Raw genomic sequence first — 18,042 nt, 5'->3', positions numbered from 1 at the left:
GGAGCGGCGTCCACAAGACGCCCGGCAGGAGCCAGCATTCTCGATAGCAGTTGAACACGGTCCCTGGAATGTTACGCACCGCGCATCACGAGTCGTCCGGTTTCACGTCCTTCAATGGCACGGCGCCTGCCTGCGCCGCATTTCTTTCTGCCCGTCCAAGCGCGCGTCGCGAAAGCCCAGGGTTTCCCGCCCCGCTTGCCTGAGCTCGGCCGACGCCGCGCGTCGTACCCGAGCCTCCCGATCCAGTGCCACGCAGTGCAGCTTCACTGTCCTGCATTTTCCAGCTTTCAGGATTTACCAAATGGATATCGTAGAGATGAACACGCAACATGAGTCGAAGCCCGACGTGGGCAACAACGGCGTCCGTCCGAGCCGCAAGATCGCCAAGCGCGTCGTCGAACGCGGCCAGCGCCTGCGCAGCCGCGCCGGCGTGCTGATCGCCATGTCGTTGGGTCTGGTGGCGCTGCTGTCGATCCTCGAATAAGCGCAGGTGCTTGTTCTGAGCTATTCCCGCTGCGCTATTCCTGCATCGGCAGCGCCATCTCCGGGCTGTCGGCATTCGCGCGGTTCACTTGCGGCGTGACCTTGAACCACTCGAACGCGTCCGGGGGCAGCGCCGCCTGGCGCGCCAGTTCGAGCGCCTGCTCGGGATTGATGGCGGGGTCGAGCCAGACTGCGGCATCCGCGGCCTCGAGCACGACCGGGCGCCGGTCGTGGATGTCGAGCATGCCTTCGGCGGCATCGTCGGTGACGAGCACGAAGCCGGCTTCGGCGCGGTTCTCGGTAAAGGTGCCGAAATTCGCCAGCGCCAGCATGTACAGGGGTGCACGGTCCTTGCGGTGGATGTGCCAGGGCTGCTTTTTCCCTTTTTCGCCGGTCCACTCGTACCAGCCGTCAGCGGGTACGATGGCGCGGCCGTTCTTCAATAGCCGGCTCCAGTAGCGGTTGGTCAGCTTGTCGAGGCGGGCGTTGATGGAAATCGGCAGTTTGCCTTCCGCCCATTTAGCGCGGTAACTCCAGAATACGTCGTCAATGCGGCGCTCGCCGTCCTGGATGTGCATGACGGGGCGATACGTCCCGGGCGGCACGTTATAGGCCGGCGTCGATTCGCTGTCGTACACGGCGTCGGCCCAGCCGAAGACGCTCGCGTAGTATCGTGCCGTTTGGCTTTGGTCAAATCGTCCACACATGGAACCATGGTACTGCAAAATGCAGGCCGCACGATTGGGTCCCACTGGCTGGTCAAGGCAGGGCGCCGGAAATGCTATGCTGTACAAACGACAAGTAAAGGAGAGAGCATATGGCGGGAGCCTGGTTGAGAGTATTGAAGTCCGTGCCGTGGAGCGAGGTCCTCGCGGCGGCGCCGCAAGTGGCGAACAGCGCGCGCCGGCTGTGGGATACCGTCGGGCGCAAGGGCGTGACGATGCCGGATACGGAATTCGACGAAACGGTGGCGCACATGCCGCTCGACGATGGCATTGCGCTAATCGCGACCCAGGTCGAGCGCCAGGACATCGCGATTTCGCAGCTGCAGGGGCAGGTACGCGAAGCATCGAAGCTGATCGCGGAACTGGCCGACCAGAACGCGCAACTGGTGGCGAAACTGCAGGCCGCGCGCGAGCGCCTGACCCTGGTCGGCTTTACCGCCGCCGGCGCCGGCGTACTGGCCATCGTTGCCCTCAGCCTGGTGCTGGCCCGCACCTGATGTTTACCTGACAGCCCGCGCCATGAAATTCGTCCTCCTCCTGTTCTTCAGCTTCATCTTCATTGCGATGCTGATGAATTCCGGCCGCAAGCGCGGCATGCTCAGCAAGGATGCCGACAAGGCGGTCACCGGCCTTGCCACGGCGATGCGCTATTTCCTGTTCGGCTTGCTGGCCGTCGGTGCGGCAGCGGTCGCGGTGCTGATCTACCAGGGCAGCTAGCACGGGGGCTTGCTCAGGTGCGCGACGGCGCCGGCGCGGGACGCATGCTGGTGCTGGCAAAGATGCCGCAGGCGATGAGCAACAGGCTACCTGTGAAGCCCGCCCATTTGACCAGGTTGGCGACCAGCAGCAGCCCGCCCGATACGGCTGCCGGCCAGTCGGGGTTCCATGACATGGCCCACAGCGTCAGCAGGGTGAGCAGGTTTTCCAGGATGTCGGCGGCGACGGCCACCAGCGGCGCCATGCCCAGCATGAAGACCGGCGCTACCTCGTCCTGCGGGCGCCTGGACGCCGCCATCTGCCTGAACGCCCAGGTCGCACACAGGCCGAGCAGCCAGCCGTATGCGGCAATGAAAGCGAAATCGGCGATGCTGGCCCAGGTCGCGTACTCGGGTGACGCCAGCGACGGCGGACAGCGCGGCGGCCAACTGGCCGCGCAAGCCGGGAAAAAGCCGCGTTGCCAGGCGTCGAAGCCGTCCGCTCCCTGGCGGATTCGCTCGAACAGGCCGGCGCCGTCGCCGCCTCCAAGCGCCCGGTGGCCAAACCAGCCGCACAGCAGGTACAACAGGCAGGCGCAGGCCAGGGCCCAGCGCAAGCGCGCGCTTTTCAGTACGGCGCCGCTTTTCCAGACCGAGTAGATCCGCGCCTGCGGGTCGCGCGCCGCCTCGTCGAGGATGACCCGGGTCCTGCGCTTCCTGCCGCCCTCGACGTGGGTGACGTTGGTGCGCACCCTGAGGCCGGCAAGACCCCACCAGGGCGTGTCGTAACCGGTATCGTGGGCGATGTATCGCTTCGACGGCGCGGCCTGCGCCCCCGGGTCGACGCGCAGGCCGCGCGCAACGGCCTCGTTCATCATCCAGCGAAATGCCTCGTCCGACAGCCCCGATTCGTGGATGTCGTAGCCGCCGCCGACATCGCTGTGCACACCCGGGAACCAGCGCTGGCGCAGCGAACGCGCCTGCGCCGGATCGTCCGCCTCGATCGTATAGTCCTCATCCCAATACAGGCGCGGTTCGAAACTGAAGCGCTGTTCGTCGAGCGACAGCGCATGGCGGATGTGGCGGAAGCCGTTTTTCGTGCGCGTCGTGCCGTCGCGCGTGATCTTGCGCCGCGACAGCAGTGGGATGCCGACCGATTCGACCGTGTCCCAGACGCCGATGAAGTGGATCGCCGCGGTCCTGCCATGCTCCGAGGTGAAGTCCGCGCGGACCTGCTGCGCGACTTCGCGCTGCGTGCTCTTGCGGTTTTTCTTGCGCGCGAAATAGGTGGCAAGCGCGCTGTCGCTCACGTTCCCGGACGCCATCCCGGTCGCGCGCGCCAGCGCCTGGTTCGCCAGGCGATTCTCCTCGGCCTGCCTGGCGCGGATGGCGCCCCAGGAGCGGCCCTGTTCCTTGCCGCCTTCGCTTGGGGTGGAGAAGTAGACGCGGATCAGCGTCAGGATCAGCGGCTTGCTGTCGGCCCTGACGATGCCGAACAGGTTGACCATGCCGGCCACGCAGCGCGCCGTGAAGGCGCCGCGCGAAAAGCCGAAAATGTAGATCTGGTCGCCCGGCTCGTAGTGTTCGACCAGGAAGGAATACGCCTCGGCGATGTTCTCGTAGATGCCCTTGCCCTGCGCCAGGCCCGCGATGCGTTCCTTGCGCCGCACCAGTTCGTTCCAGGCGCCCAGCGGCGGCAACTGGTCGGGCGAGCCCACGCCCGGGTCGTAATAGACGAGCTGGTTGTGCGCCTCCGGCGCCAGCTGGCCGATGACTTTCAGGACGTTGGTGTCATGGGCGCCGCCGGTCAGCGTGTTGTTGGTGCCGTCGCAGCAGACGACGATCTGGCGCGGCGGCGCCGTGTCGGACCCGGCTGCCGCGCTGTCGCTGGTATTCATGTGACCCCCGCGCTGAGAGTATGGCTTGGGTCACTCTACGCCTGAATCGGTGGAGACTAAAGCGGCACAGTCGGCGGTGTTGTTTTCTCAATAGGCGAGCCGAGGTCCCCAGGCCGTGCCTCAAGCCAGCCCCTCAAGCCAAAGCACGCTCGCCAAAGTCCGACATCGGCAACATGTAATCCGGATAGCGTGCGCGCAGGCTATCCAGCTCGGCCAGGGTGCCGGATAAATGGCGCCGTACCCAGGCCTGGGCGGCGGCCGGGTCGCCCGCGCCGATCGCCGTCACGATCCCGGCATGCTCTTCCAGCACGGCCTGGGCCTTGCCGTTCATCGGCACGTGCAGGCGCCGCAGACGGTCGAGGTTGCCGCTGGCGCCGCGGATCATGTGCCAGACGCTCATCAGCTGGGCGGCCTTGTACATGGTGCGGTGGAACTCCTGGTCGAACAGGATGAAGCCGCCGAGATCGTCCGCCGCCAGGCAGGCGCGCTGCTTGGTCAGCGCGGCCTGCAGCAATTTCACGATCTCCGGATTGGCCGCCGTGGCCAGGCCATTCACGATTTCCAGCTCGACCGACAGGCGCAGCACGTGCATCTGGCGCGCCGCATCCACGTCGATGGCGCGCACGCGGGTCAGGTGTTGCGGGAAAATCTCCACCAGTCCCTCCTTCTCCAGCCGCGACAGGGCGTCGCGCACAGGCATCGGCGACAGGTCGAGCGCTTCGGCCACCTGCGTGCGCGACAGCGGCGTGCCCGGTGCCAGCGCCAGCGTCACGATCAACTCGCGCAGGTGCTCGTACACCTGGGAAGCCGCACTGCGCGAGCGGTCGAGACGGAACGAGGCGGACAGGCTGTCGAGATTCATGTTGTGAAAAACTCACTAAAGGTGGGTGCCGATTCTAGCATGGTGATCAGCCGCTGAAGACAGGTGAAGCGCCGCGTCGGCAGGTTCGACCTGAGGCAGGGAAGAAGTGCGTCCCTGTTTCTGAACAAACTAAATTCAATAGCGCAATTGCAAAAGTTCATTTACACTCGGGTCCGTTACCTAGGATCCCAGTCACTTTACATGACCTTTATGCGCCCATCAAACACTCCCACCATCGTCGACATGCAGGTCATCCCCGTCGCGGGCCACGACAGCATGCTGCTCAACCTGTGCGGCGCCCATGCGCCGTACTTCACCCGCATCCTGGTGTTGCTGAAGGACAGCGCCGGCAACACCGGCATGGGCGAGGTGCCCGGCTCGGCCGGCATCCTGAGCACCCTGCAGCGCGCGGTGCCGCTCGTGACCGGCACCGAGATCGGGCGCTACAACCGCACCCTGAACGCGATGCGCGAGGCGATCGCCGGCAAGGCCAATCACCAGGTGACCAATGCCGCCGAGGAAGCAGTGCTCAAGCAGCCGCACGAAATCAACCTGCGCCTGGAAAACGTGGTCACCGCGGTCGAAGCCGCGCTGCTCGACCTGCTCGGCCAGCACCTGGGCGTGCCGCTGTGCGAGCTGCTCGGCGCCGGCCAGCAGCGCAGCCACGTGCCGATGCTCGCCTACCTGTTCTACATCGGCGATCGTGCGCGCACCGACCTGCCGTATCTCTCGGGCGCGGGCAAGTCGGGCTGGTACGGCATGCGCCACGAGGAGGCGCTGACGCCCGAGGCGATCGCCGATCTGGCCGCGGCCAGCGTCGACAAGTACGGCTTCCGCGACTTCAAGCTCAAGGGCGGCGTGATGCGTCCGGAAGAAGAGGTGGCGGCGGTGGCGGCGATCAAGGCGCGCTTCCCGGATGCGCGCGCGACGCTCGACCCGAACGGCGCCTGGACCCTGGACGAAGCCATCGCCGCCTGCCGCGGTAAGGGCGACATCCTGGCTTATGCCGAAGACCCGTGCGGTCCCGAGAACGGTTACTCGGGCCGCGAGATCATGGCCGAGTTCAAGCGCGCCACCGGCATCCGCACGGCCACCAACATGGTCGCCACCGACTGGCGCCAGATGGCCCATTCGCACCTGCTCGGCGCGGTCGACATCCCGCTGGCCGACCCGCACTTCTGGACCATGCAGGGTTCGGTGCGCCTGGCGCAGCTGTGCCACGACTGGGGCCTGACCTGGGGTTCGCATTCGAACAACCACTTCGACGTCTCGCTGGCGATGTTCACCCATTGCGCGGCGGCGGCGCCGGGCGCCATCACCGCCATCGACACCCACTGGATCTGGCAGGAAGGCGAGGAGCGCCTGACGAAAGAGCCGCTGCAGATCGTCGGCGGCCAGGTGGCGGTGCCGGACCGTCCGGGCCTGGGCATCGAGCCGGACATGGACCGCATCATGGCGGCCAACGAACTGTACAAGCGCGTCGCTGGCGGCGCCCGCGACGACGCCATGGCGATGCGTTACCTGGTGCCCGGCTGGACCTACGATCCGAAGCGCCCGGCCATGGGCCGCTGAGCCAGCGTAGCACCTATATCAGACGAGGGATGGGCATGCCGCCCGCACCCTCGCACTGCATCACCCGTACTGCGACATCAAGGAGACACCTTTGCACACGAAACACCTGGCAGCCGCTGCGCTGACCCTGTTCGCCCAATCCGCCTGGGCCCAATCGAGCGTGACGATGTATGGCGTGGCCGACGCCGGCCTGTCTTTCGAAGGCGGCAACAAGGCCGGCGCGACCACCAAGGTCACCGGCGGCATCGCTTCCGGTTCGCGCCTCGGTTTCAAGGGCACCGAAGACTTGGGCGGCGGCAACAGCGCCCTGTTCCTGCTCGAGAGCGGTATCGGGCTTGATACCGGTAACTCGGGGCAGGGCGGCGTGCTGTTCGGGCGCCAGGCCTTTGTGGGCCTGTCCAGCCGCGCGCTCGGCACTGTCACCTTCGGGCGCCAGTACGCGCCGCATTACCTCGCGGCGGTGTTCGCCGACCCGTTCAGCAGCGGCACCTCGGCCGACGAGAAGAACCTGATCAACGCGGTCTCGAACGGCGGCCGCATGGACAACAGCGTCAAGTACGCCAGCCCGGCCTGGAACGGCTTCAGCACCGAACTGGCTTATGCCGCCGGTGAAGTGGCGGGCAACCTGTCGGCCGGACGTTCGCGCGGGCTGGTCGTGGCCTACGGCGCCGGTCCGCTGGCGCTGCGCCTCGCTTACCATAACAAGAGCAACGACACCGCCACCACCACGCTGGCGAGCGCACGCAACACGCTGCTGGCCGCGACGTACACGGCGCAGATGGCCAAGTTCTCGCTGGCGTATGGCGTCAACAAGGGCCCGCTCAGCTCGACGCTGCGCAATGCCAACAATCCGTACGGCTATGCGGTCGCGCCGACGGCCGCCGCGGTCACGCGCGACAGCACCGACGCCCTGCTTGGGGTGACCGTTCCGCTGGGCGCGCACACGCTGCTGGCTTCGTGGATCCACAAGAACGACAAGGAGCAAGCCAACCAGGACGCCGATCAGGTCGCTCTGGGCTATCGCTACAATCTGTCGCGCCGCACGGACGTGTACCTGGTCTACGCGCGCATGCGCAACGAGAATGGCGCGAGCTACACGCTCGGCAACGCCAGCGACGGCGGCAGCGGCGACCGCGCCGTCAATCTGTGCATGCGCCATACGTTTTAATGGCTGCGTAAATAATATAGAGAGTTAGGAGAAGATCGTGCAGAAGACACACGCAACCCCCGAGCGCGCGCTCAATCCCTTGCTGGCGCAGGCGGTCAGCAAGGTCAAATGGCGCATCCTGCCGCTGTTCGTCATCATGTTCATCGCGAACTACATCGACCGGGTGAACATCGGTTTTGTGCGGCCGCACCTGGAGGCCGACCTCGGTATCGGGCCGGCCGCCTTTGGCTTTGGCGCCGGCCTGTTCTTCATCGGCTATGCCTTGTTCGAGGTGCCGTCCAACCTGATGCTGCAGCGCTTCGGCGCCAAGGCCTGGCTGACCCGCATCATGTTCACCTGGGGCCTGGCGGCCACCGCCATGGCCTTCGTCCAGGGCGAAAACTCGTTCTACGCGCTGCGCTTCCTGCTGGGCGTGGCCGAAGCCGGCTTCTTCCCCGGCGTGGTCTACTATTTCACGCGCTGGCTGCCGCGCGCCGAGCGGGGCCGTGCAATGGCGATCTTCCTCAGCGGTTCGGCCGCGGCGTCGATCCTGTCCGGCCCGATCACCGGCGGCCTGCTGCAGCTGAGCGGCATGGGCCTGCACGGCTGGCAGTGGATGTTCATCATCGAGGGCATGTTCTCGGTGCTGCTGTGCGGCGTGGTCTGGTTCCTGCTCGACTCCGATCCGCGCGACGCCAAGTGGCTGACCCATGCGGAACGCGACGCGCTGACGGATGAAATCGCCGCCGAGCAGAAGGAGCGTGAAGCCGAGCTGGGGACAAGTGGCGCCAAGGGCGGCAGCATGCGCCTGCTGCGCGACCCGCAGATCGTGCTGTTCTGCCTGATCTACTTCATGATCTCGCTGACCATCTACGGCGCCACCTTCTGGCTGCCGACCATGATCAAGAAGATGGGGCAGTTCAGCGAATTCCAGGTCGGCCTGTTCAATTCGGTGCCGTGGATTATCTCGATCGTCGCCATGTACATCTTCGCCGCGCTGGCGCAGCGCTACAAGCACCAGCAGGCCTGGGCGGCGTCCGCCTTCGTCGTCGCCGGCGTCGGCATGTTCGCCTCGGCCTCGACCGGCAACCCGGTGTATGGCTTCGTCTCGGTCTGCTTCGCCGCGATCGGCTTCAAGGCGGCGTCCTCGTTGTTCTGGCCGATCCCGCAGTCCTACCTCGACGCGCGCATCGCCGCCGGCGTGATCGCGCTGATCAACTCGCTGGGCAACCTGGGCGGTTTCGTCGCCCCGACCGCCTTCGGCATGCTGGAGCAGCGTACCGGTTCGATCCAGGGCGGCCTGTACGGCCTGGCCAGCGCCTCGCTGCTGGGTGCTCTGCTGGTCCTGTTCGCCCGTACGCGGCCGAAGAAGGACAAGCCGGGGACGCTGGCGCCGGTTGCCAGCTGAACCACGCGGTGTGCGCCACGCAGGGGCACACCGCTTCCTCTTAACCGATCGCCAGCATGCCGGCGCCGGCCAGCGCGACCAGTGCCGGCGCCACCCGCCGCAGGGCGGGTTGGCGACCCGCCAGCCAGCCCAGGCCCATCAGGCCCATGCTCATGCAGATCGCGCCGGCCGCAGCGCTAACGCCGGCCATTTCGTGACCATGCGCATTGCCGTGCACCAGGCTGAAGGCGGCTGCCAGGGCCAGGCCCACAGCCGCAGGCAGGCGCCCGGCGCCGAGACCCATCAGGCCGGCAACCAGCACGCTGGCCGCCAGCAGCGGCTCCACCGCGGGCAGCGTCAAGGGCGCAAAAGCACCCACCGCCAGTGCGATGCCGACCGTCGCCAGCGCCCGGCGTGGGACAGCGGCGGCGCGGCTCCACAGGCCCAGCCCCAGCATCGCCAGCCAGTGGTCCAGCCCGAGCAAGGGGTGCAGCAAGCCATTCGCAAAGCCGCCGTCGGCGTGGCCGGGATGCGCCCAGGCGCCGCCGGCGGACATCAACAGTATCAGGGTGGTCCAGTGCTTCATGCTGCGTGCTCCTCTCTGGCGGCGTCCAGCAGCCCCTGTTCGCGGATAAAGGCGATCACCTCGTCCACGCCGGCGCCGGTGCGCAAATTGGTAAAGACGAAGGGCCGCTCGCCGCGCTGGCGGCGCGCGTCGGCGGCCATGACGTCGAGGTTGGCGCCCACGTGCGGCGCCAGGTCGGTCTTATTGATGATCAGGAGGTCCGAGCGCGTGATGCCGGGACCGCCCTTGCGCGGAATCTTTTCGCCGCCCGCCACGTCGATCACGTACAGGGTGAGATCGGACAGTTCCGGGCTGAAGGTCGCCGCCAGGTTGTCGCCGCCCGACTCGACCAGGATCAGTTCGAGCGCGGGAAAGTCGGCTTGCAGGCGGGCGATGGCTTCGAGGTTGATCGAAGCGTCTTCGCGGATCGCCGTGTGCGGACAGCCGCCGGTCTCGACCCCCATCAGGCGCTCGGGCGCCAGCGCGCCGGCGCGCAGCAGGATCTCCATGTCTTCGCGCGTATAGATGTCGTTGGTGATGACGGCCATGTCGTGGTCGTCGCGCATCGCCCGGCACAGCTGTTCGCACAGCGCCGTCTTGCCCGACCCGACCGGGCCGCCTATGCCGACGCGTAAGGGATTCGATTGCATGCTGGTTCCTTTCTTTTCACCTTATTCACGACCGGTACAGCCGGCCGCTCTGGACTTCGTGGGCCATGGACAGCCGGGCCAATCCCGGCGCCCAGCTCGATAGTTCGTCATCAGGCAGCGCGCGCGCCTGCACGGCCGCCGCTTCAATGGCGGGGCGCAGCGCCAGCAGCAGGCGCTGTCCGGCCACCTGGCCGAGCGGGATCGACTTCACGCACACCAGCACCTGGTTCTCGGCCCACGAGAACAGCAGCGCCAGCAGCGCTTCCTCGTGCGGCACCCGCAGTGCGTGCACCGCCTGCGCCAGCGCGGCAGGGAAGCAGATGTCGCTTGGTGCGGCGGGTGGAACCAGGTCCAGCTCAAGCAGCAGCCGGGTCAGCGAAAAGCCCATCTGCACCGTTTCCGCACGCAGCTCGGCGCTGTCGCGCGAGGCCAGGTAACGCGCATTCCACTGCGCGAACGCCGCATTGTCGCCAGCGGCGCAAGCGGCCAGCAGGCGCCAGAACACGGCGCCGTCCCATGGCGCCTGCACGTCGCCCAGCTGGCGCACCAGGTAGCGTTCGGCCGTAGCGGGGCAGCGCACGCGGCCCGCTTCGATCGCCGTTTCCAGCCCCTGCGAATAGCTGTAGGCGCCGACCGGCAGCGCGGGGCTGGCCAGCTGCAGCAGGTGCAGCAAGGCGGTCGCCTTCACGCACGCTCCACGTCGCCGGGGCGGTGGATCTTCTGGCGCAGCGGCACGGGAGCGAGCAGGTGACGCGGCGCATCCCCGTGGCTGTGGCCATGGCCGCCACCATACGCCCCCGGTTCCGGATGAAACGGCGCCTGTTCTTCGGTCACGGTGGCGCCCAGGCCCGTGAGCATGTCGCGCAATACCGGATCGGCGCGGATGCGCAGGTGGTCGGCGCCGATCTGCACCTGGCCGTGGCGGTTGCCGAGGTGGAAAGCGCAGCGCACCAGCGCCTGCGGATCGTGCGCGCCGATGCGGTAGGTCGCCTCCAGCGCCGCGCGCACGCGCACCACCGCGCCTTCGGGACCGGTGAGCAGGTCGCCGTCGCGCAGGGTCGAGCCGCGCGGCAGGAACAATGCCGCCGTCGCGCCCGAGGCGAGGGTCAGCCGCAGCCGGCAGCGTTCGCGCTGGTCGTAGGCCAGTACTACCTCGTCGGTGACATGGTCGGCCGCATCGACACGGGTGTGCAGGGTGATCATCGGTTTGTCCTCACTAAAACAGGAAGTAGCGCTGCGCCAGCGGCAGCTCGGTGGCCGGTTCGCAGGTCAGCAGCTGGCCGTCGGCGCGCACCTCGTAGGTTTCCGGGTCGACCTGCATCGTCGGCGTGGCGCCGTTATGGATCATGTCGGTCTTCGAGAGCGTGCGTGTGGCCCGGATCGGCAGCACGGTTTTGGCCAGTTGCAGGCGCGCCGCGATGCCGTCGTCGAAGGCGGCCTGCGAGACGAAGGTGACGGATTTTTTCAGGGCGCCGCCAAAGGCGCCGAACATGGGCCGGTAATGTACCGGCTGCGGCGTCGGGATCGAGGCGTTGGGGTCGCCCATCTGCGCCATCGCGATCATGCCGGATTTGAGGATCATCGACGGCTTGGCGCCGAAAAAGGCCGGCTTCCAGACCACCAGGTCGGCCAGCTTGCCGACTTCGATCGAGCCCACCACGTGGGCGATGCCGTGGGTGATGGCCGGATTGATCGTGTATTTCGCGATGTAGCGTTTGACGCGGAAGTTGTCGTGGCTGGCGGCGGGCTTATTCGGCTCAAGCAGGTGGCCGCGCTGCACCTTCATCTTGTGCGCCGTCTGCCAGGTGCGCATGATGACTTCGCCGACGCGGCCCATCGCCTGCGAATCCGACGACATCATCGAGATCGCGCCCAGGTCGTGCAGGATGTCTTCGGCGGCGATGGTCTCGCGGCGGATGCGCGATTCGGCGAATGCGACGTCCTCGGCGATGGCGGCGTCGAGGTGGTGGCAGACCATCAGCATGTCGAGGTGCTCGTCGAGCGTGTTGACGGTGTAGGGGCGGGTCGGGTTGGTCGACGAGGGCAGGACATTGCTCTCGCCGACCGCCGCGATGATGTCGGGCGCATGGCCGCCGCCCGCGCCTTCGGTATGGAAGGTGTGGATGGTGCGGCCCTTGAACGCGCCCAGCGTGGTTTGCAGAAAGCCGGCTTCGTTGAGCGTGTCCGAGTGCAGGGCCACCTGCACGTCGAAGCGCTCGGCCACCGCCAGGCAGTTGTCGATCGCCTGCGGCGTGCTGCCCCAGTCTTCGTGCAATTTGAGGCCCACCACGCCGGCCCGGATCTGTTCTTCGAGAGGACCCGGCAGGCTCGCATTGCCCTTGCCGAGGAAGCCCAGGTTCATCGGGAAGGCCTCGGCCGCCATCAGCATCGAATGGATATGCCAGGGCCCCGGCGTGCAGGTGGTGGCCGCCGTGCCCACGGCCGGTCCGGTGCCGCCGCCGATCATGGTGGTGACCCCGCTGGTCAGCGCTTCCTCGATCTGTTGCGGGCAGATGAAATGGATGTGGGTGTCGACGCCGCCCGCGGTGACGATATTGCCTTCGCCGGCGATGATTTCCGTCGCCGCGCCGATCGTCATCGTCACGCCGGGCTGGATGTCGGGATTGCCGGCCTTGCCGATGGCGGCGATGCGCCCATCCTTGAGGCCGATGTCGGCTTTGACGATGCCCGAGTGGTCGACGATGACGGCATTCGTGATGACGGTATCCATGACCTCGGCGTGCAGCCGCTGCGACTGGCCCATGCCGTCGCGGATCACCTTGCCGCCGCCGAATTTCACCTCTTCGCCGTAGTGGGCGGCGGCATGGTCGTGTTCGATCTCGATGAACAGTTCGGTGTCGGCCAGGCGGATGCGGTCGCCGGTTGTCGGGCCATACATCTCGGCATAAGCGCGGCGGCTGATGGTGGCCATTCAGTTGTCCTCCAGCGGCGGCAGGGCGCCCATCACCTGGCCGTTGAAGCCATATACTGCGCGCGCGCCGGCCAGCGCCACCAGTTGCACGGTGCGGTGCTGGCCGGGTTCGAAGCGCACCGCCGTGCCGGCGGCGATGTCCAGGCGCATGCCCAGGGCGGCGGCGCGGTCGAAGCGCAGCGCCGCGTTGACCTCGGCGAAGTGGAAGTGCGAGCCGACCTGCACCGGGCGGTCGCCGCCGTTGGCCACGCGCAGCGTGCACGTCGGGCGGCCGGCATTCAGGACGATGTCGTCCTCGCGCAGGATGTATTCGCCAGGAGTCATGGAGGGCCTCAAACGATCGGGTGATGGACGGTGACCAGCTTGCTGCCGTCCGGGAAGGTCGCTTCGACCTGGATATCCGGGATCATCTCCGCCACGCCCGCCATCACGTCGGCGCGCGCCAGCACCTGTGTGCCTTCGTACATCAGCTCGGCGACGCTGCGGCCGTCGCGCGCGCCTTCCATGATGGCGGCCGAGATCAGCGCCACCGCTTCTGGATAGTTCAGCTTCAACCCGCGCGCGCGGCGGCGTTCGGCCAGCAGTGCGGCGGTGAAGATCAGCAGCTTGTCTTTTTCTCGTGGTGTCAGGTCCATGGCGGTGCGGGCAAGGTCAGGTGGCCCAGATGCGGGGCAGGATGGCGGGGCGGCCCAGCAGGTGCGGGCGCAGCAGTTGCCACGCGCGCGTCATCACGGCGCGCGCATGTTCGCTGTCGCCGCACAGCAGGCGCGCGATGAAGACCGACTTGAGCTGGCTGGCGCCGAGCGCCGGATCGAGCGCGCGCACCTGCGCCTGCAGGGCGGCGGAAAGGGGTGGCCCGACGGCGGTCAGGGTGGCGCACACGCTCGCGCCATCGAGTCCGAACGGGCCATCGAGGGCCTCCGAGCCGGCATCGATGCACGCCTGTTCGTACCACAGCAGCTGGCCGGCGCACCAGATCTCGGAGTGAAGACGCAAGCGGCCACGCTCGAAGCGCTCGCCGCTGGCCTGGCGCGCGAAGCACATCACCTCGCAGCCGATATAGCGCGCCGCGGCGCCGAGGTGCACGGTATGGCGCTGCACGGCGCGCGCGCCGTTGAAGTAGATGGTCTCTTGCGGCATCCACTCGAGCGCGGCGCCGTCGCCGGCCGCCAACTGTACCGACTGGCAGGCGGCGCCGTCGCCATTATCTTCGTCATCGCTGCGATACCATTTGGTCGCGCCCGGCGAGGTCAGGAATGCGTGCGCCCCTGGTCCGACGCTGACGGCGATCTCGAGCCGGTCGCCGGCGCGGATGCCGCCCGGCGGGTGCACCACGATCGCATGGACGGTCTGCGCGCCTTCCGGGTAGAGCGGCTTTTGCACGCGCAGCGGACCCTGGTGGCGGTTGCGCCCGACGATGCTGGCGCCGCCTTCGAAGACGACGTCCAGTTCCAGCCTGGCCAGCCAGCCGGCAGGGGAGTGTGTAGTGGCGGTCGCTTCATCTCGCATGACCAGGTACACAGCACGTTCCGTGCCACGACTGGGCATGTGCGGCTTGCAGGGGCTGCGCACCGGCGATGGGCGGATGCGCGCACCGGGTTTGGGCGAACCTGGCCGATGGCGTCGCCCGCGATCGATATTGGTGCGGCGCGCGATCCGGGTGCACCGTTGTCGGCGCCCCCAAAACTATCCGGCGTCGTCCCTCATCGAGGAGCAGGCGCTTGCGTCCGGCGCAGGCGCGCCGCGAAGTCGCGCAGGAACTGTTCGCGCCAGCGGCTGATCGTCTTCGCGCCCTGGTGCGGGCCTTCGCGCAGCGCCGGATCGGGATCGTCGGTCCACCAGTTCGGATACCTGCTCGACGGTTGTGTCGCCAGCTCCGGGCGCGCCATGCGCGAGGTGAAGGCGCCGGCCTGGCCGTCGAGTCCCGGGTGGTTGCTGGCGATCCGGTAGGTCCAGGCCTTGTCTTCCTTGGGCGAGAACAGGAAGCGCCAGGAACCGTCGGGCTGCGCGAAGCCGGGGAAGCGCTGCTTGTCGATGACGAGGCTGGCATGCGGCGCGGCCGGCGCCGTGCCGACCGGCCGGTAGACCAGTTCCATGATGGCGAAGGTCTCGACGATGGTGTCCTGGGAAGGCGGCGCGGTGAACACGGAATGCGGACGGTCCCAGGCCCGCACAAACTGTCCGCCCCATCCCACGGTGGCCCCGGGGACTTCCGGGTTCGCACCCAGCACATAGGCGAGGGCAGGCGTGTCGCCCATTTTCACCTGGGGCGCGATGCCGGCGAAGTAGTCGCCCAGTGCCCCGACACCCTTGACGTGGCGCGCGACAAAGGCCGTATTCCCCAGGTCGCCCGACTGCTGGCCACCGGCAAACCAGCCGCGGTAAGTCGCATTGTTTTCGATGATCCAGAGGTCGGCGTGCTCGCGCGCCAGGTAATCGTAGGCCGCGTTCGACCATTTCTTGTTCGGGCCGCCGATCATGTAGACGCGCAGCTTCGGCTTGATGTCGGGGGCGTCGTGCAGCGCCTGCGCCAGGTCTTCGAAGCCGCCCCACAGCAAGACCCACAGCGGACGCGGATCGTCGCGGCGTGCATTGGCGATGATCCAGTTCGAGCCTTCGGTCGGCTGGCTCCAGCCGGGCGGCGGTGCGAGGTCGAGGCCACCTTGCTTCGAGATGCTGCGCAGGGTGGCGGGCGTGGGATAGTCGCGCGACCAGGTCTTGAGGTTCGGGTAATCCTTCTCGTAGGCGTCGATGATGGCCAGCAGATGGCGTTTGCGGTCGCGGCCTTCACCCCAGGGCGAGGCGATCAAGCCTTCCAGGTCGATCGCGTCGGCATACACGAGCAGGTGCACCAGCGATTGGAAATCGTCGAAGTCGGTGCCGCCGATGTCGGTCGAGACGATGACGCGCGGCTTGACGGGTCCCGCCGCGGCCGCAGGGAGCAGCGCGCATGCCGGTAGTAGCGCGGCAGCGAGGAACGAGGCGAGGAGACGGCGTCTGTTCAGTCCCTTCACGCCGGCCGCCGGCGGTGAAAGGTGAGCGGGCTGTAGGGCACGGCCGACGGCGGCGGCGCGCGCAGGATGCCAGGCTTCATCGCCCCGACCACGTGCATCTCGCACGGCTTGCAGTCGAAGCGCAGCGTGTAGGTGTCCTCGCCCGAGGTCAAGGTCATCGGTTCGGCGCGCACCTGGCCTTGCACGCCCTGCACGCCCTTGGCCTGTTTCGGGCACAGGTTGAACGAGAAGCGCAGGCAGTGCTTGGTGATCATCAGCGACACCTCGCCTGGTTCCTGGTGCGCTTCGTAAGCCGCGTCGATCAGGCCCACGCCGTGCTTGCGGTAAAAGGCGCGCGCCTTGTCGTTGTAGACGTTGGCCAGGTAGGACAGCTGGGTGGCCGGATAGACGGCGGGCGGTTCAAGCGGTGCCTTGCGTTCTGGCCGCTCCCATGCGGCCAATCTCGCCGCCTCGTGCGCCGCCACGGCGTCGCGGCGCAAGCCGTTGATGGCGGCGGCCGGCACGAACCACGGCTGCGACAGGTTCACGGCGATGCCATCGGCCTCGAACATCGTGTTGCCCAGTTTGGTCAGGCTGGTGCGCAGCGCCGCGTCGGCCTGCTCGGCGTTGTGCGCGCCCTGCAGGGCCAGCCGCGCGGTCGTCACCGTCTCGATGCCGTCCTCGTCGCGCAGGGTCAGCGCCAGGCCGCCGTCGGTCTCCGCCAGGCTCAGGTGTAGCGCCACCTTGCGCTCGGCCGAGCGCTTGGCCAGCGCCGCTTCCCAGCCGTGGTCGCGGTTGCGGTGGACGCGGGTGCCGGGCTTCAGGCCGGGCAGGGCGCTGACCGGCTCGTTTGGAAACACGCGCCAGCGCTGGCCCTCGTCGCTCTCGCCCAGCTTCTGCACGGTGTTGACGCCGATGCCGACGCTGCTGCGCTTGTTCATGTAGTTCAAGCCGTCGCCGTTGGCCAGCGCCGTATCGGTCATGATGTCGACGTGGTCGAGGCCAACCTTGGTAATGGCGCCGACTTCCACGCCCAGGTACTTGGGCGAATCGAAGGCGCCGATGTCTTCCTGGCGGCCCTGGGCGAAATAGTCGGTATGGCCGCGATTGAAGTTCTTGTCGACGTCGGGCGTGAAGAAGATCTGCGTGTGCCCGCTGGCGGCGCGTACAAAGCCGGGACGCCGTTCCAGGATCTCGTCGAGCAGCAGGCGGTAGTGGGCCGTGATGTTCTTCACATAGCCCATGTCCTTGTAGCGGCCCTCGATCTTGAACGAACGGATGCCGGCATCGATCAGCGCTTCCAGGTTGCGGCTCTGGTCGTTGTCCTTCATCGACAGCAGGTGCTTGTCGTAGGCGACGACGCCGCCCTTGGCGTCGGTCAGCGTGTACGGCAGGCGGCAAGCCTGCGAACAGTCGCCGCGGTTGGCGCTGCGCCCCGTGTCCGCATGCGAGATGTAGCACTGACCGGAAAACGCCACGCACAGCGCGCCATGGATGAAGTATTCGAGCGGCGTATCGACTTGCGCGCGGATGGCGCGGATCTGCTCGACCGTCAGCTCGCGCGCCAGCACCAGCTGGGAAAAGCCGGCGTCGCCGAGGAACTTCGCTTTCTCGACGCTGCGGATGTCGCACTGGGTGCTGGCGTGCAGCTGGATCGGCGGCAGGTCGAGTTCCAGCAGTCCCATGTCCTGCACGATCAGCGCATCGACGCCGGCCTCGTACAGCTGCCAGACCTGCTGGCGCGCCAGGTCGAGTTCGGCGTCGTGCATGATCGTGTTCATCGTCACGAAGATGCGCGCGCGGTAGCGGTGCGCGAACTGCGCCAGGGCGGCGATGTCTTCCAGCGAATTGCTGGCATTGTGGCGCGCGCCGAAGGCGGGGCCGCCGATGTACACGGCGTCGGCGCCATGCAGGATCGCCTCGCGGCCGATCTCGGCGGTTTTGGCGGGCGACAGCAATTCGAGCTGGTGGTCAAGCAGAGACATGGCGCGTTCCTCGTCGACGGAGACGGGGAATTATAGCTTTGCTATCCTGGCTTGTCTCGGTAGGCCTGCTCTGATTTCTGCTGCGGCCTGGTGGCGCAAGGATCGACGCATTGATCGGTACAATGCTGCATCCGCGCCAGAGAAAAGT

General features: G+C 67.2%; 19 protein-coding genes. 6 read left to right on the top strand and 13 right to left on the bottom strand.

Annotated features, from left to right (window positions below; genetic code table 11):
• The first annotated feature begins 316 nt into the window (after nt 1–316).
• Nucleotides 317–484 carry a hypothetical protein gene (locus IFT60_RS10325; protein ID WP_192051886.1) on the top strand — a complete coding sequence of 56 codons (168 nt, stop codon included), beginning with the start codon at nt 317–319 and terminating at the stop codon, nt 482–484.
• Nucleotides 485–518: 34 nt separating this feature from the next.
• On the opposite strand, the gene IFT60_RS10320 is transcribed toward IFT60_RS10325, so the two are convergent.
• Nucleotides 519–1,190: an SOS response-associated peptidase gene (locus IFT60_RS10320; protein WP_192051885.1), complete on the bottom strand. Its 672-nt coding sequence runs from the start codon at nt 1,188–1,190 to the stop codon at nt 519–521.
• A gap of 110 nt (nt 1,191–1,300) precedes the next feature.
• Here IFT60_RS10320 and IFT60_RS10315 point away from each other — a divergent pair, with 110 nt between their 5' ends.
• Together IFT60_RS10315 and IFT60_RS10310 are read left to right on the top strand one after the other, a co-directional pair.
• Nucleotides 1,301–1,705 (top strand): hypothetical protein, encoded by a 405-nt coding sequence (locus tag IFT60_RS10315; protein WP_192051884.1) that lies wholly within the window; start codon nt 1,301–1,303, stop codon nt 1,703–1,705.
• Nucleotides 1,706–1,727: 22 nt separating this feature from the next.
• Complete coding sequence (locus IFT60_RS10310; RefSeq protein WP_192051883.1) at nt 1,728–1,925, top strand: hypothetical protein; 198 nt, start codon at nt 1,728–1,730, stop codon at nt 1,923–1,925.
• Between the two features lie 13 nt (nt 1,926–1,938).
• Here IFT60_RS10310 and IFT60_RS10305 read toward each other — a convergent pair whose 3' ends face one another.
• Together IFT60_RS10305 and IFT60_RS10300 are read right to left on the bottom strand one after the other, a co-directional pair.
• Nucleotides 1,939–3,801 carry a phospholipase effector Tle1 domain-containing protein gene (locus IFT60_RS10305; protein ID WP_192051882.1) on the bottom strand — a complete coding sequence of 621 codons (1,863 nt, stop codon included), beginning with the start codon at nt 3,799–3,801 and terminating at the stop codon, nt 1,939–1,941.
• Between the two features lie 133 nt (nt 3,802–3,934).
• Nucleotides 3,935–4,663 (bottom strand): GntR family transcriptional regulator, encoded by a 729-nt coding sequence (locus IFT60_RS10300; protein ID WP_192051881.1) that lies wholly within the window; start codon nt 4,661–4,663, stop codon nt 3,935–3,937.
• A gap of 201 nt (nt 4,664–4,864) precedes the next feature.
• Here IFT60_RS10300 and IFT60_RS10295 point away from each other — a divergent pair, with 201 nt between their 5' ends.
• The 3 genes from IFT60_RS10295 (at nt 4,865) to IFT60_RS10285 (ending at nt 8,790) form a co-directional block, all read left to right on the top strand.
• Nucleotides 4,865–6,235 carry an enolase C-terminal domain-like protein gene (locus IFT60_RS10295; protein WP_192051880.1) on the top strand — a complete coding sequence of 457 codons (1,371 nt, stop codon included), beginning with the start codon at nt 4,865–4,867 and terminating at the stop codon, nt 6,233–6,235.
• A 91-nt stretch (nt 6,236–6,326) separates the two neighbouring features.
• Nucleotides 6,327–7,403, top strand: coding sequence for a porin (locus IFT60_RS10290; RefSeq protein ID WP_192051879.1), 1,077 nt, complete (start codon nt 6,327–6,329; stop codon nt 7,401–7,403).
• A gap of 37 nt (nt 7,404–7,440) precedes the next feature.
• Complete coding sequence (locus IFT60_RS10285) at nt 7,441–8,790, top strand: MFS transporter (protein WP_374001121.1); 1,350 nt, start codon at nt 7,441–7,443, stop codon at nt 8,788–8,790.
• A 40-nt stretch (nt 8,791–8,830) separates the two neighbouring features.
• Here the strand turns inward: IFT60_RS10285 and IFT60_RS10280 are convergent, their stop codons facing one another.
• From IFT60_RS10280 to IFT60_RS10235, 10 genes are all read right to left on the bottom strand, one after another.
• Nucleotides 8,831–9,355, bottom strand: coding sequence for a HupE/UreJ family protein (locus IFT60_RS10280; protein WP_192051878.1), 525 nt, complete (start codon nt 9,353–9,355; stop codon nt 8,831–8,833).
• On the bottom strand, nt 9,352–9,984 hold the full coding sequence (ureG, locus tag IFT60_RS10275) for an urease accessory protein UreG (protein WP_192051877.1): 633 nt from the start codon (nt 9,982–9,984) through the stop codon (nt 9,352–9,354). The genes IFT60_RS10280 and ureG overlap by 4 nt, the downstream gene beginning before the upstream one ends.
• A gap of 25 nt (nt 9,985–10,009) precedes the next feature.
• The gene (locus IFT60_RS10270; RefSeq protein WP_192051876.1) at nt 10,010–10,672 is read right to left on the bottom strand and encodes an urease accessory protein UreF; all 663 of its coding nucleotides are present in this window, start codon (nt 10,670–10,672) and stop codon (nt 10,010–10,012) included.
• Nucleotides 10,669–11,187, bottom strand: a complete 519-nt coding sequence (gene ureE, locus IFT60_RS10265; protein WP_192051875.1) for an urease accessory protein UreE — start codon at nt 11,185–11,187, stop codon at nt 10,669–10,671. Before ureE ends, IFT60_RS10270 begins: the two co-directional genes overlap by 4 nt.
• Nucleotides 11,188–11,200: 13 nt before the next feature.
• Complete coding sequence (gene ureC / locus IFT60_RS10260; RefSeq protein WP_192051874.1) at nt 11,201–12,916, bottom strand: urease subunit alpha; 1,716 nt, start codon at nt 12,914–12,916, stop codon at nt 11,201–11,203.
• The gene (locus IFT60_RS10255; protein WP_192051873.1) at nt 12,917–13,240 is read right to left on the bottom strand and encodes an urease subunit beta; all 324 of its coding nucleotides are present in this window, start codon (nt 13,238–13,240) and stop codon (nt 12,917–12,919) included.
• Nucleotides 13,241–13,248: 8 nt separating this feature from the next.
• Nucleotides 13,249–13,551 (bottom strand): urease subunit gamma, encoded by a 303-nt coding sequence (locus tag IFT60_RS10250; RefSeq protein ID WP_192051872.1) that lies wholly within the window; start codon nt 13,549–13,551, stop codon nt 13,249–13,251.
• Between the two features lie 16 nt (nt 13,552–13,567).
• Nucleotides 13,568–14,425: an urease accessory protein UreD gene (locus IFT60_RS10245; protein WP_192051871.1), complete on the bottom strand. Its 858-nt coding sequence runs from the start codon at nt 14,423–14,425 to the stop codon at nt 13,568–13,570.
• 194 nt (nt 14,426–14,619) lie between these two features.
• The gene (locus IFT60_RS10240) at nt 14,620–15,930 is read right to left on the bottom strand and encodes a DUF1593 domain-containing protein (protein ID WP_192051870.1); all 1,311 of its coding nucleotides are present in this window, start codon (nt 15,928–15,930) and stop codon (nt 14,620–14,622) included.
• Nucleotides 15,927–17,894 (bottom strand): peptidase U32 family protein, encoded by a 1,968-nt coding sequence (locus tag IFT60_RS10235; protein WP_192051869.1) that lies wholly within the window; start codon nt 17,892–17,894, stop codon nt 15,927–15,929. Before IFT60_RS10235 ends, IFT60_RS10240 begins: the two co-directional genes overlap by 4 nt.
• Between the last annotated feature and the right edge of the window lie 148 nt (nt 17,895–18,042).

Origin of the sequence: Massilia sp. CFBP 13721 (genome assembly GCF_014842025.1) — a bacterium.
Lineage (GTDB): Bacteria > Pseudomonadota > Gammaproteobacteria > Burkholderiales > Burkholderiaceae_D > Telluria.
The sequence above is the reverse complement of the archived record's forward strand: the minus strand, read 5'-3'. Positions and strand labels throughout refer to the sequence as shown.